Source organism: Pseudomonas sp. Pseusp9 (assembly GCF_059491265.1).
The window spans coordinates 3905420-3930247 of sequence record NZ_CP168500.1 but is presented as its reverse complement, the minus strand read 5'-3'; the positions used below and the strand labels follow the sequence as shown (position 1 = coordinate 3930247).

Genomic DNA, 24828 nt, shown 5'->3' with positions numbered 1-24828 from the left:
CGCTCAAGGCATAGGCAACAATAAGGCAAAGGCCACCATGCACCCGCTACGACATACGCTGCACAACGAACTGCACGCCCGCCCTTCCCTGTACTTCAGCGAACCGGCCCATGTGTTTCACTTGGCCATCCTGGGCAACAATGGCGATCGACAGGCGCTACTCGACAGTCTCTACACAGAACCCGTGGCTGATGAAACGCCCCAAGGCATCATCAAGCTGGATGGGCACTGGCTGAAATGGGAGCGACATGCCGAGTTCTTCACCCTCACCTACGTTGTGACCACTACCGAGCAAAATCCGCACTGGATTGCCTTGCCAGATGCCCTGGCCGCCAAAATCAGCCCTTACACCCAACTGTTGATCAGCCGCGTGCAAATTGTGGTGCGAAACGAGCACTCCTGGAACGGCGATCATTTGGAGTACGGGTTCAAGGACCCTTGCGGCTCCTCCATCGGTGGCGGTGATGCAGCGGTATGGAGCGACTTCAGGCTCGGTGAGGACGGCGAAAACGGGTTTTTGTTCATCAATAAGCACCTGAACGCCTACCGCCAGGGTCGGATGATTCGCCGGCTGCTCGAGATTGAAACCTATCGCATGATGGCCTCGCTCTCGCTTCCCGCCGCCAAGCAGTTGAGCTCGCAGCTCAATGTTTTCGATAAAACCCTGGCCGAACTATCGGAGCGCAATTCAGCTCCCGATTCGAGTAATGCAAAGGAGTTGCTCACGGAAATTGCAGCCCTGTCGGCGAAAGTCGTCAGTCTCTCAGCCAAGCACCGACACCGCTTCAGCGCCACGCAAGCCTACGCCCAACTGGTCTTCGAACGCTTGGCAGAGTTGCGGGAGAATCACGCCGGTGATTGCCAGCGCGTGGGGATCTTCATCGAGCGACGCTTCAAACCGACGGTCAGATACTGCGCCGTGACCGAACAGCGCCTCGACGTGCTGGCCAAGAGCGTGGCCAATCTGGGCGAACTCCTGCAGGCTCGCGTGCAGGTGGAAATGGAAGAACAGAATGCCGAAATCCTCAAAAGCCTGAATGCCCGGGCCGATGCGCAAATCAAGATCCAGCGGGCGGTGGAGGGGCTCTCCATCATCGCCATCACCTACTATGTGCTAAGCCTGTTCAAGCTGCTTTACTCGGGCATCCATGTGCTGGGAGTGGACGTGTCGCAAAGAGCGGCCGTGATGGTAATGGCACCTGTTGCAGCACTGGTTTTGTTGAAGATATTGATGAAAATCAGAGCCGTAAAATATCATTGAGATACCCTCAGACTTTGTACCGAGGGATCAACCTCCGTCACCACGACTGCAGGTCATAGAAAACGTTGAGTGATTGGGGACTTCAACTTCGAGACTCAACCGGAAAAACCAATGCTATGTCAGGTTCAAACGAGCCTCCTCGAATAGCTGTTGACGCCAATGCGGAATTAACCCACGTGCTGACGTATCACTCACCCACCTTCAAATCGGAACAAATCCAGTAAAGGTAGTGGTTCGCGTTGAGTCGGACGGGGTCAGTGACATGTCGGAAACTGGGTCAATTCGGCGTAGGCACCAACACACAGTCCGCTTTTGGCCGATTGCTGCCTTTCAGACGACTGATCGATGGCTCAACGGGACGTTAGTCAATACGAGTTAATCCGACTGGCCGGAGACAGTGTTTTTCCCCGCCGAACATAGTTCAGATACCTGATCTAAGCTCATCGGCGGCAGGGTCATCCTCAGCCTTGTAACCGCGATACAACAGCCCAAGCTCTCAATTTCGAGAAAGGAGTTGGAAATGAACAATGGCGTTCGACTTGTTCCTTTCATTACCTTTGCGGTGGTATGGCCCGAAATCAGCCTCGCCGTCGATAGTCAGGCCGAGCTGGCCAAGCAAACGCTGAATCCCGTTGCCGCACTCTACAGCGTACCTGTTCAGTACAACTGGAACCAAAAACTTGGCCCGAGCGGTGAGGGCTACCAAAGTGTCACCAACATCCAGCCAGTGCTGCCATTCAGTATCAATGACGAGTGGAACCTGATCTCCCGAACCATCCTGCCGATCATTGATCAGCATGGTCTGGTACCTGGTGGGCAGGCGGACAAATCCGGTATGGGGGATGTGACCCAGAGCTTCTTTTTTTCACCCAGGCAGCCGACTTCCAGTGGTTGGATTTGGGGGGCAGGACCGGCGATTCTGGTGCCGACCGGCAGCGATGAGCTTTTGAGCAGTGAGCAATGGGGGTTGGGGCCCACAGTGGTGGCCCTCAAACAGAGCAATGGTTGGACCCGCGGCATTCTGGCCAATCACATCTGGTCGCTGGAAAACAGCCCGCCCGATGACAAGGACAAGGTCAACGCGACTTTCCTGCAACCTTTCTTCAGCTACACCACTCACACCTACACCACCTTCGGCATCAACACCGAATCCACCTATGACTGGCAGACCCGCGAATGGTCAGTGCCAATCAACCTTTTCGTCACCCAGTTGTTCAAAGTGGGCCATCAACCCATGACCCTGCAAGCAGGACCACGCTATTGGGCAGATAGTCCGAAAGATGGTGCCGAGGGCTGGGGATTCCGGGTGGCGTTTACACTGTTGTTTCCCAAGTGAGCGCCAAAGCTCAATGGAGCATGCAAAGCGTCTGCTTTTGGCCGGTTACTGCCCGTCACGAAGGGCGTGAAGCGGCCTATAACGACGCTGACAGGGTACATCCGATCGTACTCGTTCTGAGTGTTCCTATCGCACAGGCAGGACGGACGATATGCCAACAGTCATCAAGTAATGGTCAGGTGGAGTTCAAGAAGCATGGGGTACTCCTGATTCATTTGGTGAGGGGCGGGTGGTTCGATCAGCAAGGGCAACCGAACCGACCGCACCTAAGCTGGAGTCATTGTGATTCGCCCACTGGCCAGCAAACTCGAAAGGAATCCTTCCACCAGTGAAAGGCCCTGGATCCCTTCGAAAACCATGAATGACATTCCCACGGTATGGCTGACCAGGCACTTTGGTAGCCGAGCCGCTCCCTTAATCGCGGAACCGAGAAGTCCAGGAACGCGCGTACCTTCAGCGGAACCTGGCGCTGGCTGGGGTAGAGCAGGTTGACAGGCATGGGCGCAGGTTCATACGCCTCCAGCAAGGATACCAGCGCGCCCGATTCCACCAGCTTGTCTACCTGATACGACAATGCTCGTTCGATTCCTGCCCCGGCTGTTGCGGCGATGATCGCCGCCTCGGTTGAGTCTGCGACGAGCCGCGAGGAGACACGGATCTCCTGCGCAATTGCGTTTGTACCGAAAGCCCAATAGTTCCCGGTCCAGAAACCTTCGTACGTCACACAGTCATGTGATTCGAGATCATCTTGCATCGTCGGTGCGCCACGGACTTTCACGTAAGTGGGGCTCGCGCACAGCACCTGTCGAAGCAACGCAACACGCGTGGCGATCATGCTGCTGTCGGGCAGTTCACCGAAGCGTAGAGCGAGATCGACGTGCTCCTCCAGGAGGTTCACGTTCCGATCGGTCAGTTGCAAGCGCACACGGATGTCCGAACAGGTTCGGAGAAACTCCACGACAATGAGCACAATATGCATTTGGCCCATGATCGCGGGCGCGCTGATGGTCAATTCCCCTTGCGATCCATGGTCTCCCACCTGTGAAAGGATTCCTTGCGAATCTACAGGCTGGTTGCTGGAGAGTGAAGGGCCTAATGTCTATCCCATTGGCAGTCGCCATCCGCGGCAATAAGGCATGAATACGCATTGTCTGCGCCTGTACGCCAAGCTGTTGAAGCACCGTCTCATGTCACCCGGTGTGACCTTCGCAGGCCGCCAACCCAGTGGAGTCGAGCATGAAAACGATAGCGCGCCCTGCCATTTTTGCGTTCGCATCTCTGGGCCTGATCTGGGGCAGCAATTTCATTTTCATGAAGTGGGCGGCCGAACTGATCAGTCCTATCCAGATCGTGTTCCTGCGAGTGCTGTTCGGTTTCTTCCCGATCCTGGCGCTCGCGCTTTATCGCGGCGTCCTGCAAAAGCAACACCTGCGTCACTGGCCCCACTTCCTTGTCATGTCGATATTGGCAACCGTGTTGTATTACTACGCCTTCGCAAAGGGGACCGCGCTGCTGCCATCCAGTGTCGCCGGCATGCTCAGCGGTGCCATCCCGCTTTTTACGTTTGTGTTGACGACGCTGTTCCTGAAGCAAGAGTCGATCAACGTCAGAAAGATCGTCGGCGTGGTATTGGGGTTCCTGGGTGTGCTGTTGATCGCTCGCCCCTGGAGCACCGGTGCTGGCGGGCTCGATCCGTGGGGTGTGGGCTACATGATCCTGGGGTCGCTCAGTCTGGCAAGTTCGTTCGTCTATGCCAGGCGATTCATGTCGAACCTGGAAATCGCGCCGCTCGCGTTGTCCACCTATCAGGTCGGATTGGCGCTCTTCATTCTCGCACTGATGACGCCCTATTCGGGCTTGAGCAACATCGGCCAGAGTGGCGTCGCCCTGAGCGGACTCGTCCTCGGTCTTGGATTGACCGGCACCGGGATCGCGTATGTCCTCTACTACTTCATCGTACAGCGGATGGGAGCGGTGCAAGCCTCGACAGTGACGTACCTGCCACCGGTGGTGGCGCTGCTGATCGGCATACTTGTCGGGGAGGGGCTGCGAGCAATGGATCTGATGGCGATGAGCGCAATTCTGGTTGGCGTGTATGTGATCCAGACGCCCGTTCGGCAGCGCTAGCAATGTCCGCTGCCGAATTCAAATGATCTGAAGGCATCTAACCGGCAACATGTTCCAAATTCTCGAACGAGCAGGGCAGAAACCTGGTGCGTCATTCGAATGGTATCGGCAGATGATCACTCTCAATCCGCAACCCATCATGGACGCGACCTCGCGGACTGTCTTCGCAAAGGGTGGCGTATGGGGCAACAAGATTGCAGCCGGTTTTACCAATGCCGCCTCCCGTTCCGGTGACAAACTGGCAACCTTGCAGCAACTGTCGATCTTCGCCGCGCAGCACGGCATGCACTGGATCAACCTGGGTCTTCCACCAGGTCACAACAGCAGCAAAACCACGGAAGACATGCTGAACCGCCACAGCTTCTGGCTCGGTGCAGCAGCCCAGTCCGATGCGGATGTCAGTGCTGAATTCGGTCCGCCGAAAGCTGACCTGCTGACCGCCGAACACCTCGGTGCCCGTGTGGCAAAGGTAGCCCGTCAGATGGCTGCGGGTCGCCACGCTGTGGAATGATCCCCGACGAGTGTTTAACCACCGATGTACGATGGCTCATCACCCAGTGAGCGCGATCGTACATCGGTTTTTTGCTGGTTTTTCTCGGCCAGAGGCGAACTGCCGAGAACAGGTTCAGGTCCAGGGCCCGTTGCCATTCCTGGTCGTCGAGCACCGCACAGCCACCGGCTGGAGCCGATGAGCCGCCAGCGACATGAACGATGATATCGAGCCCGCCGAGACGATCATGGACGGCATCGAAGACGCTGGCACCACCCTAGGTGGTGGTAATGTCCGCCGTGACTAAGAGGTCCTCGGGCAGGTGAGCTGTCAGGACTTTTGCGCCAGCCTCGCGAAGTCGGGAGACGACGGCTTCTCCAATGCCTTTGGTTCTGCCGGTGACCAGAGTCCGGAGGTCTTCGAGTTCCAGTGCGATGCTCATCAGCGAATCTCCAGGGATGCGATCTTGTCGTCGACCAGTACAACGGTGTAAGTGAGCTCGACAGGGCTGCCAGGGAAGTTCCCCGTAAGCCGGGCGAGCAGGGTCACGGTCTGTCCTTGCTGCGAGCTGCTCAATGGTTCGATGCTGTATTGATACTTGGCCTGCGAGGCTTGCTTCCAGGACTTGATGGCCTCCACCCCCTTGTACGTATGGCCTTCGTCGCGCACGGTGGCATCTTTGGCGAAGCAGCGCTCCAACACCTCGGTGTCTGTAATCTTTTCGGCCGCAAGGTAGCTGGCGAGCGGTTCAGGCAATTCGATTTTCATGGCGATTTCACCTCACTGGTGTAAGGATTTCTTCATCCACATGCTCGCCTTCGGCCATACCGGATGACAAGAACCCACGAAAAAGTAAGCCAGGGAAATATGAGAAGAATCTATACGCCCTCTACTGCGGCCAGCGAAGTAGAAGCAGTGTTCAAGCAACTCGAAGGACGGAGGAAGCTGGTGATCCTGTTCCACCTCTTCGGTGGCCAGGTGCAACGCTTTTCCGAGCTGGAAAAGCTGATCCCCGAGATATCCCAGAAAATGCTCGCCCAGCAGTTACGCCAGTTGGAAGCGGATGGCATCGTGCATCGCACCGCCTATCGGCAAGTACCACCCAAGGTGGAGTACCGCATGACAGAGTGGGGTCAGGCGCTTTGTCCGGCACTGGATGCACTGTTGAAATGGGCGGAACTTCGGGAGACGCTCAAGCCGGCAGGTTGAACCTTCCAGGTTTCGCAACTCCACCTGAGAGGCCGCTTTTGGCTGTGGATTCAACCGGTCGATGCAACAGATTGGCTAAATCCTTCAGCGGGCGTTTCGTAGTTTAGTGTTTTCCGGGGACGGCTGTTCACCGCCATGGCGCAGTAGTGAATATCTCAGGCAACTGCGCCGTCACCGGCGATACGTTGAGTCAGCGCGGAAAAACATAATGGTCACCTTCCGACAAGAGAATGCGACCTCTCTCCTGTCGGTCCCTGCCATACATTTGATCTTTTCCGCGCTTGGCAAAACTGTGCCCGAATGAGCGCACCCGGTAATTTACGATGGTGGCGGGATTACTTCTCGACCAGTATTTTCGGGTTGGCACTGCCCCAGACGGTGTAGAGGTCGGCCAGAAGCGCGCCGTTGATCTCTTCGACTTCAGCCTGGCTGACTTCACTTGCGCCTTGCTTGCCAAACAGCACTACTTCATCACCTGCCTTGACGTCGGGTGCATCCGTGACATCGACCATCACGGTGTTCATCGAAACCTTGCCCACCACCGGCACGCGATGACCATTGATCAATACCACGCCTTTATTGGTGAACACGCGGCGATACCCATCGGAGTAACCGACCGTGATGTTGGCAAGTTTCGAATCACGTGTCAGGGTGAAGGTGCGGTCGTAACCCACTGTGTTTCCAGCGGGATAGCTATTGACCGAGGCCACATGCGACTTGAATTGCATCACGCGCCGATATTCAGTGCGCGAAATGACGGTATCGCCAAACAACGCGCCGCCCGTGCGCACCATGTCCAGGCGCGATTCGGGCACTTCCAGGGTGGCGAAGGAGTTGGCCGCGTGCAGGGTGATTTTCTTGCGATCGAGCTGGGCCACGTCCATCAGCCAAGCCGCTTGTTCATTGAAGGTTGCCAGGCCCTTGCGTACGTCGTCCTTATCCTCCACCGCGAAGTGGGTCATGATTGCGACCACTTCCAGATTCGGTACCTTTGTGATTGCCACGGCGTCTTTCTTGCCCTGTTCGGTGGCCATTTCCACGCCGTTACGGCTCATGCCGCTTGAGTTGAGGCCGATGTGCACCTGCAGTTTGCGACCGTGGTTATGTGCAAGATCGGCCGCCTGACGGGCGAAATCGAGGTTGCCAACCAGTTCCTCGACGTTGTACTGCAGAGCATTTTCCAGTTCACCCAGGGAGGCGGTGCGAACACGGATTAACTGGCCTTTAAAGCCGCTTTGGCGAACCACTCGCGCTTCTTCGTTACTGGCGACTGCCACACAGGGTACACCCAGCGCGATCACCGAAGGCATCACCAGTCCGATACCATGACCATAAGCATCGGCCTTCAGTACCGCACAGAGTTTCGACTTGCCGGCCAGCTCCGCTTGCAGGGTACGGATATTATGCTCTAACGCGGTCTTGTTGATTTCAATCCAGGCATTGCTGATTTGCGCAGTCAGCTCGGAGTTGCCGTTAGTGAGCGACAGCGGCGGTGCCGCCTGGGCCTGGCTCTGCAAAAAAATCAGGCCGAGGGACAACGCTAGAACAGTACGGGTAAAGGGCATTTGAAACTCTCCATGTAATCGGTCTTTTTGTTATCCGAGTGCCGATTATTGGAAGGCGATGTAAGTTATCGTTGTGTGCCGTGTTCAAAGTTGTAAAAAGAAGTAAGGAGTTTGTTCGCGCCCACCTTGGCCCTAAGCGATGGCATCAGGAATGTGTGTTACCTGGATGGCTTCCCTCTAAGCTCATGTCGAGCTACAACGCAGGCAATGGACCGAATCGTTTTTGGAGTTGCTGATCTTTATCGGTGTTACGGTTTGAGATCGCGGATGACCGCTTCTGGCCGGTTGCTGACTATCGGGAGGGGCAGCTGACGACCCGAAGCAGCCATTGAGATCTATTTGTTGTCGCTTTATGTTATTCGCTTTCATGGAGGATTCTGACTGCTGGCACGCTTGAGCTTGATACTGACACCCGGTTTTGCGGACTGGGAATACGCTTTCATCGGTGGAATGATCTGGGAGCGTGCAGATGCACCGGATATTCGGGACTTTCTTCATACCAGTCGTTCAAGTGGAGCGACAATTGCCGGTATCTGTGGAGGAACGCTGACACTTGCGAGGGCCGGGCTTCTCGACACGGTTCCTCACACCTCGAACAGCGCCGACTTTTTACAACAGAATGCCGTAGGTTATGACGGGGCCGCGCTCTATCGAAGCAGTCAGGTTGCTGTGGTTGCTGACCGCATCATCACTGCTCCAGGTCCTGCCCCTGTTAGCTTTACCTGCACAGTATTCAAAGCTGCCGGGTTATCTTCAGAGATCATTTCGCAGTTCAGGTCATTGTTGGCAGCGGAGCACGGGTGACCGCTTCGTCCTACAAAAACAGCCGATCAGGTGATGTGTTCGAGTGTTCGCTCTTTGGCTTTGCGGACGTTCAAAAACGTCTACACAGGTTCGTTTCAAGTAACTCACCCTTGATAGCTGACAAGGTTAAAACCTTTGAACTCAAGGATGCCGAGCAGGCTCTGACTGGACCACGCTGGCTCTTAGCGCTCTGGCTACCTGGGTTTGAATCTCGTAAGCAGGCGCCTCGACGGCTGTGTAATCACGGGTATAGCGAGTAGAAAACTCCCGAACACCCCATTGCAGGTACTGCTGCACGTGCTTCAATTCATGCGCCCACAGCGCGACATCGTTAAGTGCATCATCGGCACTGCGAAAGACGATGATGTCTATAAGAGTGACTGCACTAACATCGGGATTCTGCAGCATGGTGTTTGCGGCGTTCAGCTCCACATCATCGCCTACCTTGTAGCGAGCCGAGTCAAGCACTTGAATGTCATAGTAGGGTTCGAGTTGGGCTCGGATATTCAGCGGGATTGTCTGAATATCGCCAGTTGCCGCGGTGTTGCGCGATTGCACAATCCAACTCTGTAATCCAGAGGAAGCCATTTGGTTCATGCTTTCAAAGATCGCCCCCGTTTCCTCTCTGGAGCCTGGAGCACAAAAGCAAGCGACCACGCAGACTTCGTACTGCCCTTTTGGGCAGGCGTAAACAGAAAATGAAGTACCAACGGAAAAGAGCAGTACCGCTAAGCGGAAGACTTGACGCAAAAAGACAGCTGACAATTGGTTCTCCCAGAGGTAGTGGTGGTCGGCAGGTGATCCTTCTGGTATCTCGCACCCGGTGTCCAGCCACGCGTATGACCATTGCGGCCACCGTTTGTTGCCTTGGCCCGGATTCATTCCTCTATTTGTGTATTCATGCGCCGTAACAGGCAGCGATGACAGTGAGCGCGAGAAAACAGACCAACTGCAGAAGCCCTGGCTCTTGAAGTGGACATGTCGCGCTCGTTATTCGCAGAGTGATTCACGGCATTGGTCGGACAGCCACCGATGCAATACCTGACGCTCTGGCGGATGCACGTGGCGGCTCAACACCTACGCGAAGGCCGCGGCAATGTGGTGCAAATTGGCTTTACAGCTGGCTACGAATCCGAAGCCGCGTTCAGTCGCGCATTCAAACGCCAGTTCGGCAAAGCCCCCGGCACTTGGCGCAGACAATCAGCATGAGAAGTTTCGGTGCCTGGCTCCCAAGTACTATTCGACCTTCAAGGCTCCTGACCCTGGCAAGTCCGTCACCAGGTCGACCCCCAGCAGCCTCGCTGGTGTGTAAGTGCCGCCAGCCGGACGCACCTGCAACAGGTAATCGACCACGGTCAACGCACCGTAGATCGTCAAGCTGTAGACGTTCGCAGTGTGCACGCGTGCCACTTTGCATTCTCCGCGAGCGTTACGGGCTTCGCCCCACACATAAGTGCCTTGATCTGCACGCTTTTCGTCATCCGGGCCGATCACCGTCTTGCCGATGCGTGCCTTGAGCAGTCTCTGCACGAACGACAAACCCAGCAGCGGACGAATGAAGTTGGCGACCCTGGCGCCGCGAATCATGCCGGCAGAGCCCGGTATGAACACCTCGATGTTGGGAATGCCGGTGGTGTGCCAGGCCGTGGAAACGTCACCCCAGGGAATCGTCATCGCGAGCTTCTCGCCGTCGCCGAAGTCGATACGACGCACTTGATAGGCCAACGGAACAGACACGATTTTCCCGTCGCGACGTATCTTGCCGCCCTGCGCCATGCCTTCGATTGACGTCTTGGCAGTGCCAGGCGAAAAGCTGGAACGGGAATCAAAACCCAGCGCCAGATGCGTTGCGTCCGGCAGCGCACTCTTGAGTGCAGCGGCGACACAGTCAGTGGGGATCACGTCGAAGCCGACGCCTGGGCAGATGACTACGTTTGCCGTTTGCGCACGTTCCTGCAGGGACTGGGCATGTTCGAATACGGCAATTTCGCCGGTGATATCCAGGTAGTGCGCATTGGCGCGCAAGCAAGCGTCCATCATCGGGGCGGCGGTCGCCGAAAACGGCCCTGCGCAATGCAGAACCAGACCATGGCCCTTGATCTGGGCGAGCAATCGCGCCTCGTCATCCAGTCCGAAAACACGGGCTTCAAGGCCCAGTTCCCGGGCCAGGGCTTCGATCCTGTCGCGGCTTCGTCCCGCCAAAACCGGCCTGAGTCCACGCTTGACGGCTTCGCGAGCAATCAACTCGCCGGTATAACCGTAGGCGCCATAGATCATCCATTTCATCTGCGTCACAGGGTTTTCTTGCGGACTCATGTATTGCTCCTGACAGGATTGATGAAGTGCGTTGTTGCCTTGCCCAATCAGCGTCAGACGCTAACGTTAAAGTCAGGTTTAGAGTCAAGCAGAAGTGTGCCAGCGCTGGCAGGATACTTTCAGAGGTGCAGGGGTTGACCTTAAAGTAAGGTTTAAGGTGAGCATGCGCGGACATGAATGACTGTTGGAACCCGGATGATGTTGAAGACCTTTCTTTCTTGTGCGTTGGTATTGATAGGCGGTGCTTTCATGACCTTTTCAAATGCTGAACCGAACGCTTCCACTGCGATTGCGAAGGATCGCCAGATACTGGTGATCATGACCAATCACGCCAGCTATCCCTCACGAACCGACACCACGGGGCTGTGGCTGACCGAGCTGACGCATTTCACCGATGTGGTGGAAGCGGCCGGCTACACGACGGTTTTTGCCAGCCCCAAAGGTGGAGCTGTTCCTTTGGACGAACGCAGCCTCGGTTGGCTCTATATGGACAAGGCCGCCCGTGAGCATTTGCAGTCACCGGCCTTTCGCGCTCGACTGAAAAACACGATACCGGTTGCCGATATCGATCCGTCTCGATTCAGCGTCATCTATTTCACGGGGGGGCACGGTGTCATGTGGGACTTCCCCGCAAATCCGGACCTGCGTCGTGTCGCCGAAAACATCTACAACCAGGGCGGCATCGTTTCTGCCGTCTGCCATGGTGTAGCGGGACTGCTGGATCTTAAGGACGAGCAAGGCCAGTTGATCATAAACGGCAGAAACATCACCGGATTCTCTGATCGCGAAGAGCTGTTTTCAGGCATGAAGAGTCAGGTGCCCTTCTTCCTGGAGGACAGGCTGGTGAGCCAAGGTGCGCGTTACCGCAAGGCCTGGCTGCCATTCACGCCATTTGCCATCACCGATGGAAGGCTCGTGACGGGTCAAAATCCTCAGTCGCCCAAGGCCGTTGCTGAAGCCGTAATGGCCTTGCTCTCCGCCGACACTGCAACTCGCTAAACCTTTGTCGATGACCCACTGAAAACACGGTTGCGAGCGAACTAAAAAATCTGTCTCCCTGGCGCTTGACATTAAAGTTAAGTTTAACGTTAAGGTTTGTTTCGGCAAGCCTTAAAGCCTGCCCTGGCGAATTTCGACTGGCGTGAGCAGCGTGGGTTATCAAGCGCAGTGAGTGCTCAGCGAAGTTCTCTGGTCGACGCCATCAAGCAGATGCAATCACCTGGAGAGAAAGATTGAAACTCGCAAGCGCCGTTTTAACAGGATTGCTTTTCAACACTGTTGCCAACCATGCGTTGGCGGGGATGCCTGAAATGCCCAGCCAGACCGACACCACCATGATCGATATCGCAGGTCACCAGGTGCCTGTCGTCAAGGGCGGCTTGTACGACCGCTTTCGCTCCAACCCTCCTTTGTCGGTGATTGCAGCAGAAGTACCGGGCGTTGATTTAGGCTGGTTCAAAGGATTGGAGAAGAACAAGGTCGACATTGGCTTTGAATCGTACTCGCCAAACTTTTACTACGAGAACAGCCGCGCGACGGCGGTCTATACGGCGGATCTGGAAAAGCTCCGGGAACTCATGCCACCCGAGGTACTGGCAACAGTCCAACCCCTGCAGATCTGGCCAGGCCGAGGCTTGATCGCATTTACCGCGTACACCTATGAGCACTGCGATAACGACGCCTATAACGAAGTCGCTGTGTCGATCATCACCAACAAGCCAGGCAAAGCCAATCTGGGTCCGTTCACGCTGATTGGCCAGTCGATGTCTGGCGACTTCTGGGGCTATGTGCTCAAGCTGCCGGTCAATACAGAGCTTGCACGGGTACGTGGCGTCGTCGGTTACAACCTGCCGAAATGGCTGACGGGCATTGATCGAAAAGAGGATGCCCAATCGGTGGTCTATGACATTACTGATAGCCAGACCGGCAAAGTGGACGTGTCTTTCAAAGCGAAGAAGCTCGATGACCTGTCCGGTGACGTCGATATCGTCACCAGCAGTTTCACCAATCTCGATCACCAAGGCCGGTTAGCCTATGGATATGCCGTTTCCCGCCAGCTCAGCCACGGCTCCAGCAGGAACGAGGATTCGGCAACCCTCACGCTGGGCGACGGCAGCCTGTCGAACTACATCCGCTCCTTGAAGCTGGGGAAAATGATGAAGTACGAATACGTGCCGGCGTTCCAAAGTGCGCTTTACGCGCCGAAGCCGTTAGCGGCACTGGCTAACGCGCACTGATTCAACGATCCGGCAAAAAAAATGTCAGGTTTCACTAGCCTGACAGGCCACGCTTCAGTTGGACGACGCGATATCGCGGCCACGCGGTGCTGCCGCCGCACCTTCCTCGCGCAGACGATGCAATAACAACTGGGTGTTATCCACGCAGCCCATGCCTTCGGGCTTGCTTTCAACGCCCTCGATCACCAGCAGCAGTTGCGCTTTGTTCCGGGCTAGCCGTTGCTGGAGGATTTCGATTTCCTCGACCTTGCGCTTGAGCCCGCTGAGCAGCTCTTCATGCTGCCAGCCGTTCGCATTCATCGGCAGTAATTGTCGGATTTCCTCCAATGAAAAACCCGCGGCCTGGGCGCCCGTGATGATCTCCAGAACCCATTCCGTGTCAGGTGCATAGTCGCGATACCCATTGGCTTTGCGCGCGACAGATTTGATCAGGCCGCTCGCTTCGTAAAAGCGGATGCGTGAAGGCGCCAGCCCACTGATTTTCGCCAGTTCGCCTATTCTCATATTCCCCCCCAAAAAGCCATTGACCTTAAAGTTGACTTTAAACCTAAAGTGATTTGGCGGCCAAGCGGCGCAGATGCAAAGCGTGGCTCAAACGCCATGGAACTCAGGGGTAGGCGAAAACCGGATCGGGACTGTTCCCTCTGAACCGCCTATTGAATGGACAGTACGTCACTCAACAAGGGTCGCGATCAGAACACGATTGGTCATGCCCTCCATTTCATTCGGGAGATGCGAACATGGGTTATGTCACTACGCAGGACGGTGTTGAGATCTTTTACAAAGACTGGGGTCCACGCGATGCCCAAGTGATCTTTTTTCATCACGGATGGCCGCTCAGCGCGGACGACTGGGATGCGCAGATGCTCTTTTTCCTGGCGAACGGCTACCGGGTCATTGCACACGACCGGCGCGGCCACGGGCGATCCAGTCAGGTCTGGGACGGGCACGACATGGATCATTATGCTGATGACGTCGCGGCCGTGGTCAACCATCTTGGGGTGCAAGGTGCAGCCCATGTGGGGCACTCCACCGGCGGTGGTGAAGTCATCCATTACATCGCTCGCCACGGCGAAGACCGAGTGTCGAAGGCCGCCATAATCAGCGCCGTGCCACCCTTGATGGTTCAGACGCCGAGCAATCCGGGCGGCTTGCCAAAGTCGGTTTTCGATGACTTGCAGGCACAGCTGAAGGCCAACCGCGCACAGTTCTACCATGACGTTCCAGCTGGACCTTTCTACGGTTATAACCGCCCTGGTGCAAAACCGTCTGAGGGCATCATCTGGAACTGGTGGCGACAAGGCATGATGGGCTGTGCAAAGGCACATTATGACGGGATCGTGGCCTTTTCTCAGACCGACTTTACCGACGATCTAAAGAGCATCACGATCCCCGTGCTGGTGATGCATGGTGATGATGACCAGATCGTGCCTTATGAAGATTCCGGGCTGTTGTCGGCAAAGCTATTGCAAAACAGCACGCTGAAAACCTATTCGGGCTTCCCGCACGGAATGCCTACGACGAACGCCGATACAATCAACGCCGATTTGCTCGCTTTCCTGCGAGGTTAGGCAACTGGGGGGTGGGTAAAAAACTGCCCCCTATTTTCTTCAAAGCCAAAAAATCGATGCGTTGAAGATTCGACCAAGTGGCTAAAAGTTGAGCTAACCGAGTGTCCGCTATTGGCTGTGGATTCAACCGGTCGATGCAACACAACTAAATTCTGTGTAAGCAGAAGGTGTGTTGCAGATGAAGCAGAGACCTCGGATCTATTACACCGAAAGCCAGAAAAACTGATGTGGGATCACCGGCTGAAAGGCGACTCTCTCCAGCACATCGCCCAACTATTTGATCGAAACCACTCATCGATACAGCGCATCCTGGCGGAGACCGGGGGGATCAGACCCGCTATACGCCGCAGGTCCGGATTGGCGCTGACGTTGGCTGAACGCGAAGAGATTTCGCGTGCAGTGGTGGCAGGTAACTCGATCCGTTCCATAGCCGCGCTGCTAGGGCGAGCAGCCTCTACGATCAGTCGTGAGATCAGACGCAACGGTGGCCAAGGAGGCTAGCCAAGGCGGCTTGCACCGCGGTTGCCGATATCTCACGAAGGTGCCCGTTGTGGCATCAAACGCCTGGTTTGGCTCGCGCGTTTTCAAATTCTGGCACCACCGTTTTATTTTCTGCTGAACGCCGAGGGCGCGCGATTCGGCAGTCAATCGCGTTTGTTAAATTTATTGACTTCAAAGTCAGCTTCTAGAAAGATGCAGGCCGCCAGACCTGTTTCGATCTTCTCCGAGCCTCAATCACGACCACTGATGGCGCCTGCAGACCTGCAGGCTCTGAATTTCGCCAATCGCTATATACAAAAATATATAGCGATTGGCGAAAACGTCGAGTCGCGAGGGGATCAGGACCCTGGACACCTAAAAAAGAGACCCGCACTGGAGTAAACACAATGAAGCTGCAACCCCTGGCCCTGGCCATCACCCTGGGTGGTTTGACCCACCAGGCCATCGCCGCCGGTTTTATCGATGACAGCAAGGCCGCGCTGAGCCTGCGCAATTTCTATTTCAATTCGGACAACCGGGAAAGCCAGGGCAACGTGGGTAATGCCGCCTACAGCAGCCAGGCGAAGGAGTGGGGGCAGGGGCTGCAACTCAACGTGATTTCCGGATTCACCCAGGGCACCGTCGGCTTCGGTCTGGATGCCATCGCCATGACGGGGTTGAAACTGGACAGCGGCGGTCGTGCCGGCAAGGCCGGTATCGAGCGCACGCCAGGCGCGCTGTTTCCCACGGACAGCGACGGCCACGCGGTCGATGAGTATTCCAAGGGCGGCGTGACCGGCAAGGTGCGCATCTCCAAGACCGAGGCGCGGCTGGGGACCCTGCAACCCAGGCTGCCCGTGATCAACTTCAACGACGGTCGCCTGCTGCCGCAAACCTTCGAAGGCGGGCAGATCACTTCGAGCGAGATCGACGGCCTGACCCTCACCGCCGGCCAACTGCAAAGCACCAAGACCCGCAGCTCCACCGACGATATCGATCTGCGCATCGGTGGCGCGACGCGTCCCGCCGGTACCCTGGCCAGCACCGCGCTGGCCGATTCGGACAGCTTCGTCTTCGCTGGCGGCGACTACAAGATCACCAAGGACCTGACCGCCCAGTACTACTACGGCAGCCTCGAAGATTTCTACAAACAGCATTTCCTCGGCCTGATCCACACCCTGGCCATCGGCCCCGGCGCGCTGAAGACCGACCTGCGCTATTTCAACAGCAGCGCCGACGGCAAGAACGGCAATGCGACCGGACGTGCCCAGGGCTACAAAAGCAGCGGTTTCTGGAGAGCGGGTGACACACACGCCGGTGAGGTGGACAACAACACCTGGAGCGCCATGTTCACCTACAGCCTGAGTGGTCATGCATTCAGCGCGGGCTATCAGCAAGTCTCCGGCGACAGCGCGTTCCCGTTCGTCAACCAGGGTGACGGCGCCACCGCCTACCTGATCACCGACCGGCAGATCGGCAAGTTCCTCAGTGCCGGCGAGCGCACCTGGCTGGCCGAGTACGGGTATGACTTCGTCGCACTGGGCGTGCCGGGGCTCAAGACCGTGGTCACTTATCTCAGCGGTGACAATATCGATTCCGCCGCCGGTGATCGCAAAGAGTGGGAGCGCGACCTGCGGATCGACTACGCGCTGCAAAGTGGTCCACTCAAGGGGTTGGGCGTTTCCTGGCGCAACGCCAGCTTGCGTGGCAATGCCAGCAGCGACCTGGATGAAAACCGCCTGATCCTCAGCTACAGCCTGCCGCTGCTTTAAGCACGGCGGAGCGGTCTTCGGCTGCCAGTGCGCAGCCCTGGACCCCAGGGTGATTGGTCAACCACGACAGGAGCATCGCCATGCGTTCAATTTTTTCGACTGTGCAAAGTCTTGTTCGCCCCAGCGCAAAACCCGTGTTGTTGCCAGACGCGGCCATCGATGTGGCCGAGCAGACGCTGCAGGTGGTCGGACAGGTGCAGAACCCGCTGTGCCTGAGCGTGGCCGACCTGCAAGCCATGCCTGGTTATGACTGGGTGACACTGACCAGCAATACCTGCGAGGGCAATCCGCAAAAAGCCCGTAAAAACGGCTATCGCGGGGTGTTGTTGCGGGAAATTGTCCTCAAGGCCGGGTTGCAGAGCGACGATCCCAAAGGCTGGAAACGTGCCTATGTAGTGGCGCGCGCCAGTGACGGCTATGTCGCATTGTTCAGTTGGAACGAACTGATCAATACCGATGTGGGTGATGCGGTGCTGGTGGTGTACCGACAACACTCGTATGCGCAGGCGGCTGACGGCGAGCCAGGCGAGCCCCTTTCATTGGTCTCGGGAAGCGATCGTCATTCCGGGGCTCGTCAGGTGAAGTGGTTGCGCAGCATTGAACTGTGCAGCATCTTTGGCTGACTCGTCGACAACGCAGTACCGAGGAGAATGCCGATGCCAGTCCTCCATTCGCTGGGTCATGATCGACAGCCCTCGGTCGAGCAGGTGTTGGCCGGTGAACAGTGGCCACCCGAATTCGAAGTGGCCCTGAGGGATTTGCTGGAGCAAATGGCCAGCGCCGGTCATGAACTCACGCTGCATAACCTGGGCCGGTTCCTCGGCGACTTTGTGCCGCGATACACGCTTGACCGTGCCGAGGAATGGCAGGAATGGGCGACCCGGCGCTGGTTCGCGCAGACCAAGCCGGCGCTGGTGGACAAACTGGCGGATGTCTTCATCGGCAGCCAGTGACACCGTTGGCACTCATCACTTGTACTCATCATGCCGGCGCCACCATGGCCCGGTTTCATTGCGCCCCCTGGGTGCGCGGTCGAGCCATTGGTACATGCTCCACAATCCGTCCAGGCCTCGGGCGTAGGTGGAATAGGTGTGATAAATCTCGCCGTCTTCCAACACGAACGTGCTCAGCCCCGGCCTGTCGCGGGTGTAGGTCGGCGCGTCGGTGCCGCAGGTCGCGGCGAACTGTTTCACCGGTTCCGGGACCTGGCTGGCGTCCATCGCATGCCCGCCGCGCTGATAGTTGTACTCGACCTGTCCTTCACGCTGCTGCGCTTCGGTGAAGTAAACGTTGAAGTCGGCGGTGAAGTCGCTGTCGGCGGCCGAGGCCCAGGGGAACGTCCAGCCCATTCGGCGCTTGTAGGCCTGCAGTTTCGCCAACGGCGCGCGGGATATCGCCATCAGGGTCACGTCGTGGTTAGCCAGGTGGATGACGAGGGGGTCGAAGCCATCGGCGATGGCTGAGCAGGAAGGGCAGCCGGCCGTGTAGTCGGGGCCGAACATGAAGTGGTAGACCAGCAGTTGCGAGCGCCCCTGGAAGAGCTCGGCCAGGGTTGCGCTGCCGCTGTCGGTATCGAAGCGGTAGGCCTTGTCGAGGCGAACCCATGGCAATGCCTGGCGTTGCCTGGCCACTTCATCGCTGCGTCGGGTCAGGGCCTTTTCCGCTTCAAGCAATTGCAAGCGTGCTGCCAGCCATTGTTCCCGGGTCGCGGTTTTGTGCGTGTTCATCGTTGTACGCTCCTGGTGGAAGGTCGTGATTTAGACTAAACCCGGGTATCGAACGGTGGGAGTGACAAGCGTGGCGGGATTTCGATGGATTCGATGATCACGGCAGCCGCCCAGGCGCTCGCGGCAGGGAACCCGCTGGGCGCACTGGACCGTGTGGCATTGCGCGACGATGCGCCGGCATTGGCCCTGCGCGGTATCGCCATGGCGCAACTGGGCGATCTGGTGCGGGCCAGGGCGCTGGTCAAGCGTGCGCAACGGGCCTTTGCGCCCCGGGAAGTGCTGGCCCGGGCGCGATGCGTGGTGGCCGAGGCCGAAATCGCCCTGGCTTCGCGGGAACTCGGGTGGCCGGTCAAGGCACTCGAAACGGCGCGGGTTACCCTTGAACACCACGGCGACCGGGTCAATGCCGCCCATGCGCGCTATCTGCAAATCCGCCGTTTGCTGTTGCTCGGTCAGCTCGATGAGGCGCAGCAGTTACTGGCCGAGCTCGACCCCGGCCCGTTGCCGGCGGCGCTGCGTGCAACCCATGAACTGGTCTTGGCGGGTATCGCCATTCGACGCCTGCAATCGAACGCGGCACGGGACGCGTTGACGAGGGCCGGGCAGGCGGCCGGTCAAACGGGGATTGCCGCGCTGATGGCCGAGGTCGAACAGGCTGCGCGCCTGCTCGACGCACCCGCGGCCCACCTGGTTGCCCAGGGTGAAGTACGGCCGCTGCTGCTCGATGAAGTTGAGGCGTTGTTCGGTTCAACGTCATTGGTGGTGGATGCCTGCCGGTACGTCGTGCGTGGCTGTGGCATGTCGGTGTCGCTCGCGACGCGGCCGGTCCTGTTCATGCTCGCCCGTGCATTGGCCGAAGCGTGGCCCGCCGACGTTGCGCGGGAAACGCTGATCGCCCGGGTGTTCCGCTTGAAGCTCTCGGATGAATCCCATCGCGCCCGGCTGCGGGTGGAAATCGGCAGGTTGCGTCAAGCGCTCAAGCCATTGGCCGGCGTCATCGCGACGGCGCGCGGTTATGCCCTGCAATCATCGGTCTGTACGCAGGTGGTGACACTGGCGCAACCGTTCGAGGAAAAGTTTGCCGCGGTCTTTGCCTGCCTCGCCGATGGCGAGTCGTGGTCGAGTTCCGCCCTGGCATTGGCGCTGGGTACCAGCCAGCGTACGGTACAACGGGCGCTCGATACACTGGCGGCACAGGGCAAGGTGCAGTGGTTTGGCCGTGGTCGCGCAAGGCGCTGGATGACGCCGCCCGTACCGGGATTCGCGACGACCTTGTTACTCCCGGCGCCGCTGCCCGGTGGCTAGGATGAACGCCACCACCCCCATCGAGGAATGCCAGATGAAACACGCAACTGCTGAAATCATTCGTGAGTATGGCCCGTTTGCCGATGTCGACCATGTGTGCGGCGTCACCTGGGACGGCGAAAAGGTCTGGTTCGCGAGCAACACCAAGATCAACGCCCTGGACCCGCAAAGCGGCCAGCTGCTGAGCTCGATCGATGTCGCAGCCCACGCCGGCACCGCGTTCGATGGCGAGCATCTGTTCCAGATCGCCGAAGACCGCATCCACAAAATCGACCCGCGTACCGGCCGCATCCTCTCGACGATTCCTGCCCCCGGAGCAGGCACCGATTCGGGGCTGACGTGGGCCGAAGGGACGTTGTGGGTGGGCCAGTACCGCGAACGCAAGATTCACCAGATCGACCCCGAGAGCGGCAAGATCCTGCGCACCATCGAATCCAACCGATTCGTCACCGGTGTGACCTGGGTGGACGGCGCGCTGTGGCACGGCACCTGGGAAGGCGATGAAAGCGAATTACGGCGGATCGATCCGCAATCGGGCGAAGTCCTGCAGAGCCTGAAAATGCCCGAAGGCGTGGGCGTGTCGGGACTGGAGTCCGATGGTGGCGAGCGGTTCTTCTGCGGTGGCGGCGATAGCGGTCGGGTGAGGGTGGTGCGTCGGCCTTCATGAGGCACCTGTTGTCAGGTGCAACCTGTGTGGGAGCGGGCGTGCTCGCGGAGGCGCTGTGACAGGCGCCATGGATGTTGAATGTGCGGGCCTCTTCGCGGGCAGGCCTGCTCCCGCAGGTCGTTTTTTCCAGCCGTTTATCGAACCTGCTGAGCATTACGAACAAACGTGATTTAATAGCCGCCTTTCACGTTTCCGGGAGCGGAAAACGGCGTGATCCGCGCCTGCACTCCACCCCTCCATTATCCCTGTGGGAGCGAGCTTGCTCGCGATAGCGTTGGCTCAGTCGACATCAATGTTGAGGCTAAAATCGCAATCGCGAGCAAGCTTGCTCCTACAGGTTGGCGCATAAGGCTGTCATGGACACGGGCTCACGACTCAAATTAGTACGCGAAAGCTACAAACTGTCCCAGCGCGAGCTGGCCCGGCGTAGCGGCGTCACCAATGCAACCATCTCCCTGATCGAACAGAATCGGGTCAGTCCTTCCGTCAGCTCCCTGAAAAAGTTGCTGGAAGGCATCCCCATGTCCCTGGCCGACTTCTTCACCTTCGATCAGCCACCGCGCGAACACCAGTACGTCTTCCGCGCCAGCGAACAGCCCGACCTCGGCCGCCATGGCCTGCGCCTGCTGCTGATCGGCGCGTCCGTGCCGAGCCGGCAGATGCGCCTGTTGCGCGAGCAATACGCGCCGGGCGCCAGTTCGGGTGAAGAGCCGATCGTGCATTCCGAGGGCGAGGAGTGTGGGTTGGTGACACGGGGTACCGTGGAGTTGACCGTCGACGGGCAGGTGAGTGTGCTGAATGCCGGGGATGGCTATTACTTCCCGACGACCTTGCCGCATCGGTTTCGTAATATCGGGGCGGATGAGGCGGAGATTATCAGTGCGAACACGCCGGCGAACTTCTGATAGGGAAAAGTGGCCTGGGAGGCTGCTTTCACTCTGCGTTTAAATAGCGTTTTCTCGCGCTCCGGATCCCAGGAGTTGATCAATTATCAAGGCGTGAAAATGCGGTTGACTGCCGAAGAGTTGGCCTGGAGCGCTATGGCCAGCCCGATTACGTATCAATCCGAAGAATCCGCAGCCGTGCTTGTTTGATCAGAAAGCCAAAAGTTATAAAGCTCGCTGGCTGTAACCCAGAGTGTTCCCTCCATGATCAAGCGCTGCACATTACTAGATCATAACGGTTGGCTATCCCTGCGTGTTGCCCTGTGGCCTGATTCCGCCGCCGACAATGACCATGACAAACAGAAAATACTGAGCGCGCCAGAGCGCTATCTGGTATTGCTCTTCGCTGATGAGAGTGGCAACGCTCTAGGGTTTGCCGAGGCGTCGATTCGAGCCGACTACGTCAATGGTACCAGCACCTCGCCCGTGGCCTTTCTCGAAGGTCTGTACGTCCGACCCTCCAGTCAGGGTCAAGGCATAGCACGGCAACTTGTAGCAGGCATCGAACAGTGGGCCGAAGAAATGGGCTGTACAGAACTGGCTTCGGATGCACTGCTGGATAATCAGGGAAGTCACGCCATGCATGAAGCCTTGGGCTTTGCAGAAACCGAACGGGTGGTTTACTTTTTGAAGCCGTTAGAGGCTATCAAGGTGCAGTCGTAAGCACACAGCAGTCGGTTACCAAGTAAAAAAAGCTGACAGATCTATTTGAAATGTTAGATCTGTCAGCTTTTGACGTCACTTATCGATAAACCCGCGTATCGCCGCAATCGTCTGCGTCGGCGCTTCCTCCATCAGCCAATGCCCGGCCCCCGGAATCACCACTTCGGTGACCTTGTCCGCCGCATTGCGCATGACGATGGCCTCATTGGCCCCGAAGGATTTCTCACCGCCGACCGCCAGCACCGGCATGTTCAGCTTTTTGACCATCGACGCCTCGTTGTCCACGGCATCCTGGCGAATGCTGCGGAACTGGGCGAAGGCGGCGTGCATGGCGCCGGGGCGGGCGTAGAGTCTGGCGTAGTGTTGGCGGGTGCCTTCATCGACCTTGGCCGGGTTGCCGGCGAACTCGTTCCAGAAGCGGTCGAGGTAGAGACGCTCGCGCCCGGCGACCAGGCGTTCCATGTCCGGTCCGCCGAAGTCGAAATGCCACAGCATCGGCGAGCGAACGATGTCGTTCCACGGTGCAATGCCCGGTACCGGCGCGTCCATCACCACCAGGCGATCGGTGTGCTCCGGGTAGCGCGAGGCATAGGCGAAGGCGACCATGGTGCCGATGTCGTGGCCGACGACTACCGAGTGCTCGATCTTCAGCGCATGCAACATGCCGCGGATGTCGCCGGCCTGGGTTTTCTTGTCGTAGCCCGCCGTCGGAATCGATGACAGGCCCATGCCGCGCAAGTCCGGCACCACCACGGTGTGGTCCCGTGCCAGATCGGCCGCCAGCGGTGCCCACATGTCGCCGGTGTCGCCAAAGCCATGCAACAGCACCACCGCCGGCCCCTTGCCGCCGACGCGCACGTGCATCGTGACGCCATCGACGGGGATGTCCTGGGTGTGGAACGAGGCCGGGAACGGTGTGACATCGGCGTGGGCCGCAACGCTTGCGGCGAGCAGGGTGAGGGCGGTCAGCAAGGGGCGGATCATGGCGCTGTCTCCAGGGAGGCGTTGTGAGGTGCATACAATCGACATGCCCCATCCTTCGGCAAACACCTGCAAGGCTTCGATCGGATGAGCGTAGACGGTTTATGGTTCTGTGCCTCGAAGGAACCAACTTCGCCAACAGCGTCTAAATTTCAGGGAATATTCCCGCCACGAAGGAGCGACTCATGTTCAGGTCTCGATCATTGATTGCAGCGCTAACCTGCCTGACTCTGGTCAGTGGCCCGCTGACGGCGCTGGCTGATCCCGGTAACGGCCAGGGCAACGGCAAGGCAAGCCATGGCAACAAAAACAAGAATTCCGGTGGCGGGGACTGGAGCAATGGCCCGAACATCAATCGAGGCAACGTGCTCGAGATCATTGGCGGCAATACGGGCTACTGGAGCCCCGGTCCGGCTTTGCCGCCGGGTATTCAAAAGAACCTTGCCCGAGGCAAGCCACTGCCTCCCGGCATTGCGAAAAAACTCGATGGGCGACTGGTCGGCAGGCTGCCCCACTATGACGGCTACGAGTGGCAGCAAGTCGGTACGGATTTGATCCTGGTTGCGCTGGCCACCGGGGTCATTTATGAAATTCTCGACGGTGCGTTCGATTGACCTGTGGAAGGTCGTCTTCCTGCTGATTCAAGGTGCTGCAGCCGTCTGTCGTGACAACTTGAACTGTGTGAGGGATATCGCGTCATAAGCCACGCGATATCAACCACCTACGGAAGCAATCATGCTTTTTAAAAACAAGAGTCTCGTAGCTGTAATGTCATGCGCCATGATGCTTGCAGCCGCACCGTTACTCCCTGATGGCCTGTCGATCATGGGGTCCGCCTACGCGAAGGAAGGTGGCGGTCACGGTGGTGGCGGAAACGGCGGTGGTAACGGTGGCGGAAATGGCGGCGGAAACGGTGGCGGAAACGGTGCAGGCCATGGCGGCGGCATGGGTGGCGGGCACGCCGGTACAGGTCACTCCGGCAGTAACGGCCGCGGCAACGGGCTGGACAGCGACCATGCCGGCAAATCCGTGCGCGACCATGGCATCAGCGGGAACCATTTCGGCAGTGAGCGCAATGATGATAACGGCCGTGGCACCACGACCTCAGCCATCGCCCATTCCAAGGATACTCGCGGTCTTGCCAAGTCAAGGGCCATTTCGGCTTCGAAACCAGGCGATCACAACACCAAAGGCTTGAGTAAAGCCGGGCTGTCGACCTCGAAAAAAACCCATTGAGTTCGCGGTTGTAGAAATCAGTTTTGGAAAAGCCCAAAACCCGCCGAAAGGCGGGTTTTTGGTATCTGGCATTTGATCACCGGCCATTGCACCGCTCGCTTTCAACCTGGCACATCATTCATTTCCGGCACCCGGTT

At 57.9% G+C, this 24828-nt stretch carries 27 protein-coding genes and 3 pseudogenes; 20 read left to right on the top strand and 10 right to left on the bottom strand.

The features are described from left to right. Positions 1-37 precede the first annotated feature (37 nt). On the top strand, positions 38-1261 hold the full coding sequence (locus tag ACEN8E_RS17600; protein ID WP_495589201.1) for a DUF3422 domain-containing protein: 1224 nt from the start codon (positions 38-40) through the stop codon (positions 1259-1261). 520 nt (positions 1262-1781) lie between these two features. Further along, the gene (locus ACEN8E_RS17595) at positions 1782-2597 is read left to right on the top strand and encodes a transporter (protein WP_495589200.1); all 816 of its coding nucleotides are present in this window, start codon (positions 1782-1784) and stop codon (positions 2595-2597) included. 277 nt (positions 2598-2874) lie between these two features. On the opposite strand, the gene ACEN8E_RS17590 is transcribed toward ACEN8E_RS17595, so the two are convergent. Next, on the bottom strand, positions 2875-3636 hold the full coding sequence (locus tag ACEN8E_RS17590; RefSeq protein ID WP_495589199.1) for a LysR substrate-binding domain-containing protein: 762 nt from the start codon (positions 3634-3636) through the stop codon (positions 2875-2877). A gap of 197 nt (positions 3637-3833) precedes the next feature. Between ACEN8E_RS17590 and ACEN8E_RS17585 the strand changes: the two genes are divergently transcribed. Together ACEN8E_RS17585 and ACEN8E_RS17580 are read left to right on the top strand one after the other, a co-directional pair. Further along, positions 3834-4724 (top strand): DMT family transporter, encoded by an 891-nt coding sequence (locus ACEN8E_RS17585; RefSeq protein ID WP_495589198.1) that lies wholly within the window; start codon positions 3834-3836, stop codon positions 4722-4724. A gap of 112 nt (positions 4725-4836) precedes the next feature. Then, complete coding sequence (locus tag ACEN8E_RS17580; protein WP_495589197.1) at positions 4837-5235, top strand: flavodoxin family protein; 399 nt, start codon at positions 4837-4839, stop codon at positions 5233-5235. On the opposite strand, the pseudogene ACEN8E_RS17575 reads toward ACEN8E_RS17580, so the two are convergent. From ACEN8E_RS17575 to ACEN8E_RS17565, 3 genes and pseudogenes are all read right to left on the bottom strand, one after another. Next, positions 5123-5470, bottom strand: a pseudogene (locus ACEN8E_RS17575) (hypothetical protein); the annotation flags it as partial. The gene ACEN8E_RS17580 and the pseudogene ACEN8E_RS17575 overlap by 113 nt on opposite strands. Positions 5471-5491: 21 nt before the next feature. Continuing rightward, complete coding sequence (locus ACEN8E_RS17570; RefSeq protein WP_495589196.1) at positions 5492-5656, bottom strand: hypothetical protein; 165 nt, start codon at positions 5654-5656, stop codon at positions 5492-5494. Next, complete coding sequence (locus tag ACEN8E_RS17565) at positions 5656-5982, bottom strand: nuclear transport factor 2 family protein (protein WP_495589195.1); 327 nt, start codon at positions 5980-5982, stop codon at positions 5656-5658. Before ACEN8E_RS17565 ends, ACEN8E_RS17570 begins: the two co-directional genes overlap by 1 nt. A 99-nt stretch (positions 5983-6081) precedes the next feature. On the opposite strand from ACEN8E_RS17565, the gene ACEN8E_RS17560 reads away from it, so the two are divergent. Further along, on the top strand, positions 6082-6423 hold the full coding sequence (locus tag ACEN8E_RS17560) for a winged helix-turn-helix transcriptional regulator (RefSeq protein WP_495589194.1): 342 nt from the start codon (positions 6082-6084) through the stop codon (positions 6421-6423). Positions 6424-6758: 335 nt separating this feature from the next. On the opposite strand, the gene alr is transcribed toward ACEN8E_RS17560, so the two are convergent. Then, positions 6759-7988, bottom strand: coding sequence for an alanine racemase (gene alr / locus ACEN8E_RS17555; RefSeq protein ID WP_495589193.1), 1230 nt, complete (start codon positions 7986-7988; stop codon positions 6759-6761). A 384-nt stretch (positions 7989-8372) separates the two neighbouring features. Here alr and ACEN8E_RS17550 point away from each other — a divergent pair, with 384 nt between their 5' ends. After that, the gene (locus tag ACEN8E_RS17550; protein WP_495593344.1) at positions 8373-8792 is read left to right on the top strand and encodes a DJ-1/PfpI family protein; all 420 of its coding nucleotides are present in this window, start codon (positions 8373-8375) and stop codon (positions 8790-8792) included. A 141-nt stretch (positions 8793-8933) separates the two neighbouring features. Here ACEN8E_RS17550 and ACEN8E_RS17545 read toward each other — a convergent pair whose 3' ends face one another. Beyond that, the gene (locus ACEN8E_RS17545) at positions 8934-9557 is read right to left on the bottom strand and encodes an eCIS core domain-containing protein (protein WP_495593343.1); all 624 of its coding nucleotides are present in this window, start codon (positions 9555-9557) and stop codon (positions 8934-8936) included. Between the two features lie 183 nt (positions 9558-9740). Here ACEN8E_RS17545 and ACEN8E_RS17540 point away from each other — a divergent pair. Further along, positions 9741-10001: pseudogene (locus ACEN8E_RS17540) on the top strand (helix-turn-helix transcriptional regulator); the annotation flags it as partial. A gap of 27 nt (positions 10002-10028) precedes the next feature. Here ACEN8E_RS17540 and ACEN8E_RS17535 read toward each other — a convergent pair. Continuing rightward, positions 10029-11108, bottom strand: coding sequence for a saccharopine dehydrogenase family protein (locus ACEN8E_RS17535; protein WP_495589192.1), 1080 nt, complete (start codon positions 11106-11108; stop codon positions 10029-10031). Between the two features lie 195 nt (positions 11109-11303). On the opposite strand from ACEN8E_RS17535, the gene ACEN8E_RS17530 reads away from it, so the two are divergent. Next, the gene (locus ACEN8E_RS17530) at positions 11304-12107 is read left to right on the top strand and encodes a type 1 glutamine amidotransferase domain-containing protein (RefSeq protein ID WP_495589191.1); all 804 of its coding nucleotides are present in this window, start codon (positions 11304-11306) and stop codon (positions 12105-12107) included. A 233-nt stretch (positions 12108-12340) separates the two neighbouring features. Beyond that, positions 12341-13345: an acetoacetate decarboxylase (ADC) gene (locus ACEN8E_RS17525; protein WP_495589190.1), complete on the top strand. Its 1005-nt coding sequence runs from the start codon at positions 12341-12343 to the stop codon at positions 13343-13345. A gap of 54 nt (positions 13346-13399) precedes the next feature. On the opposite strand, the gene ACEN8E_RS17520 is transcribed toward ACEN8E_RS17525, so the two are convergent. Beyond that, a complete protein-coding gene (locus ACEN8E_RS17520; protein WP_495589189.1) occupies positions 13400-13849 on the bottom strand; it encodes a MerR family transcriptional regulator in 450 nt (149 codons plus the stop codon). A 236-nt stretch (positions 13850-14085) separates the two neighbouring features. Between ACEN8E_RS17520 and ACEN8E_RS17515 the strand changes: the two genes are divergently transcribed. The 5 genes and pseudogenes from ACEN8E_RS17515 (at position 14086) to ACEN8E_RS17495 (ending at position 18121) form a co-directional block, all read left to right on the top strand. Beyond that, a complete protein-coding gene (locus ACEN8E_RS17515) occupies positions 14086-14916 on the top strand; it encodes an alpha/beta fold hydrolase (RefSeq protein ID WP_495589188.1) in 831 nt (276 codons plus the stop codon). Between the two features lie 178 nt (positions 14917-15094). Beyond that, positions 15095-15405: pseudogene (locus ACEN8E_RS17510) on the top strand (helix-turn-helix domain-containing protein); the annotation flags it as partial. Between the two features lie 398 nt (positions 15406-15803). Next, positions 15804-17168, top strand: a complete 1365-nt coding sequence (locus ACEN8E_RS17505) for an OprD family porin (RefSeq protein ID WP_495589187.1) — start codon at positions 15804-15806, stop codon at positions 17166-17168. 80 nt (positions 17169-17248) lie between these two features. After that, complete coding sequence (locus ACEN8E_RS17500) at positions 17249-17791, top strand: molybdopterin-dependent oxidoreductase (RefSeq protein ID WP_495589186.1); 543 nt, start codon at positions 17249-17251, stop codon at positions 17789-17791. Between the two features lie 33 nt (positions 17792-17824). Next, entirely contained in the window at positions 17825-18121 is a 297-nt protein-coding gene (locus ACEN8E_RS17495) for a hypothetical protein (protein WP_495589185.1), read from the top strand. Between the two features lie 15 nt (positions 18122-18136). Here ACEN8E_RS17495 and ACEN8E_RS17490 read toward each other — a convergent pair whose 3' ends face one another. After that, the gene (locus ACEN8E_RS17490; RefSeq protein WP_495589184.1) at positions 18137-18895 is read right to left on the bottom strand and encodes a DUF899 domain-containing protein; all 759 of its coding nucleotides are present in this window, start codon (positions 18893-18895) and stop codon (positions 18137-18139) included. A gap of 84 nt (positions 18896-18979) precedes the next feature. Between ACEN8E_RS17490 and ACEN8E_RS17485 the strand changes: the two genes are divergently transcribed. The 4 genes from ACEN8E_RS17485 (at position 18980) to aac(6') (ending at position 22474) form a co-directional block, all read left to right on the top strand. Beyond that, a complete protein-coding gene (locus ACEN8E_RS17485) occupies positions 18980-20200 on the top strand; it encodes a helix-turn-helix domain-containing protein (protein WP_495589183.1) in 1221 nt (406 codons plus the stop codon). 34 nt (positions 20201-20234) lie between these two features. Further along, a complete protein-coding gene (locus tag ACEN8E_RS17480) occupies positions 20235-20867 on the top strand; it encodes a Vgb family protein (RefSeq protein WP_495589182.1) in 633 nt (210 codons plus the stop codon). A gap of 356 nt (positions 20868-21223) precedes the next feature. Then, a complete protein-coding gene (locus ACEN8E_RS17475) occupies positions 21224-21772 on the top strand; it encodes a cupin domain-containing protein (RefSeq protein ID WP_007982140.1) in 549 nt (182 codons plus the stop codon). A 243-nt stretch (positions 21773-22015) separates the two neighbouring features. Then, positions 22016-22474, top strand: coding sequence for an aminoglycoside 6'-N-acetyltransferase (gene aac(6'), locus ACEN8E_RS17470; RefSeq protein ID WP_495589181.1), 459 nt, complete (start codon positions 22016-22018; stop codon positions 22472-22474). 75 nt (positions 22475-22549) lie between these two features. Here the strand turns inward: aac(6') and ACEN8E_RS17465 are convergent, their stop codons facing one another. After that, positions 22550-23458, bottom strand: a complete 909-nt coding sequence (locus ACEN8E_RS17465) for an alpha/beta fold hydrolase (RefSeq protein WP_495589180.1) — start codon at positions 23456-23458, stop codon at positions 22550-22552. A 182-nt stretch (positions 23459-23640) separates the two neighbouring features. Here ACEN8E_RS17465 and ACEN8E_RS17460 point away from each other — a divergent pair, with 182 nt between their 5' ends. Both ACEN8E_RS17460 and ACEN8E_RS17455 read left to right on the top strand, forming a co-directional pair. Further along, on the top strand, positions 23641-24069 hold the full coding sequence (locus ACEN8E_RS17460; protein ID WP_495589179.1) for an anti-virulence regulator CigR family protein: 429 nt from the start codon (positions 23641-23643) through the stop codon (positions 24067-24069). 121 nt (positions 24070-24190) lie between these two features. Next, complete coding sequence (locus ACEN8E_RS17455) at positions 24191-24691, top strand: hypothetical protein (RefSeq protein ID WP_495589178.1); 501 nt, start codon at positions 24191-24193, stop codon at positions 24689-24691. Positions 24692-24828: the final 137 nt, after the last annotated feature.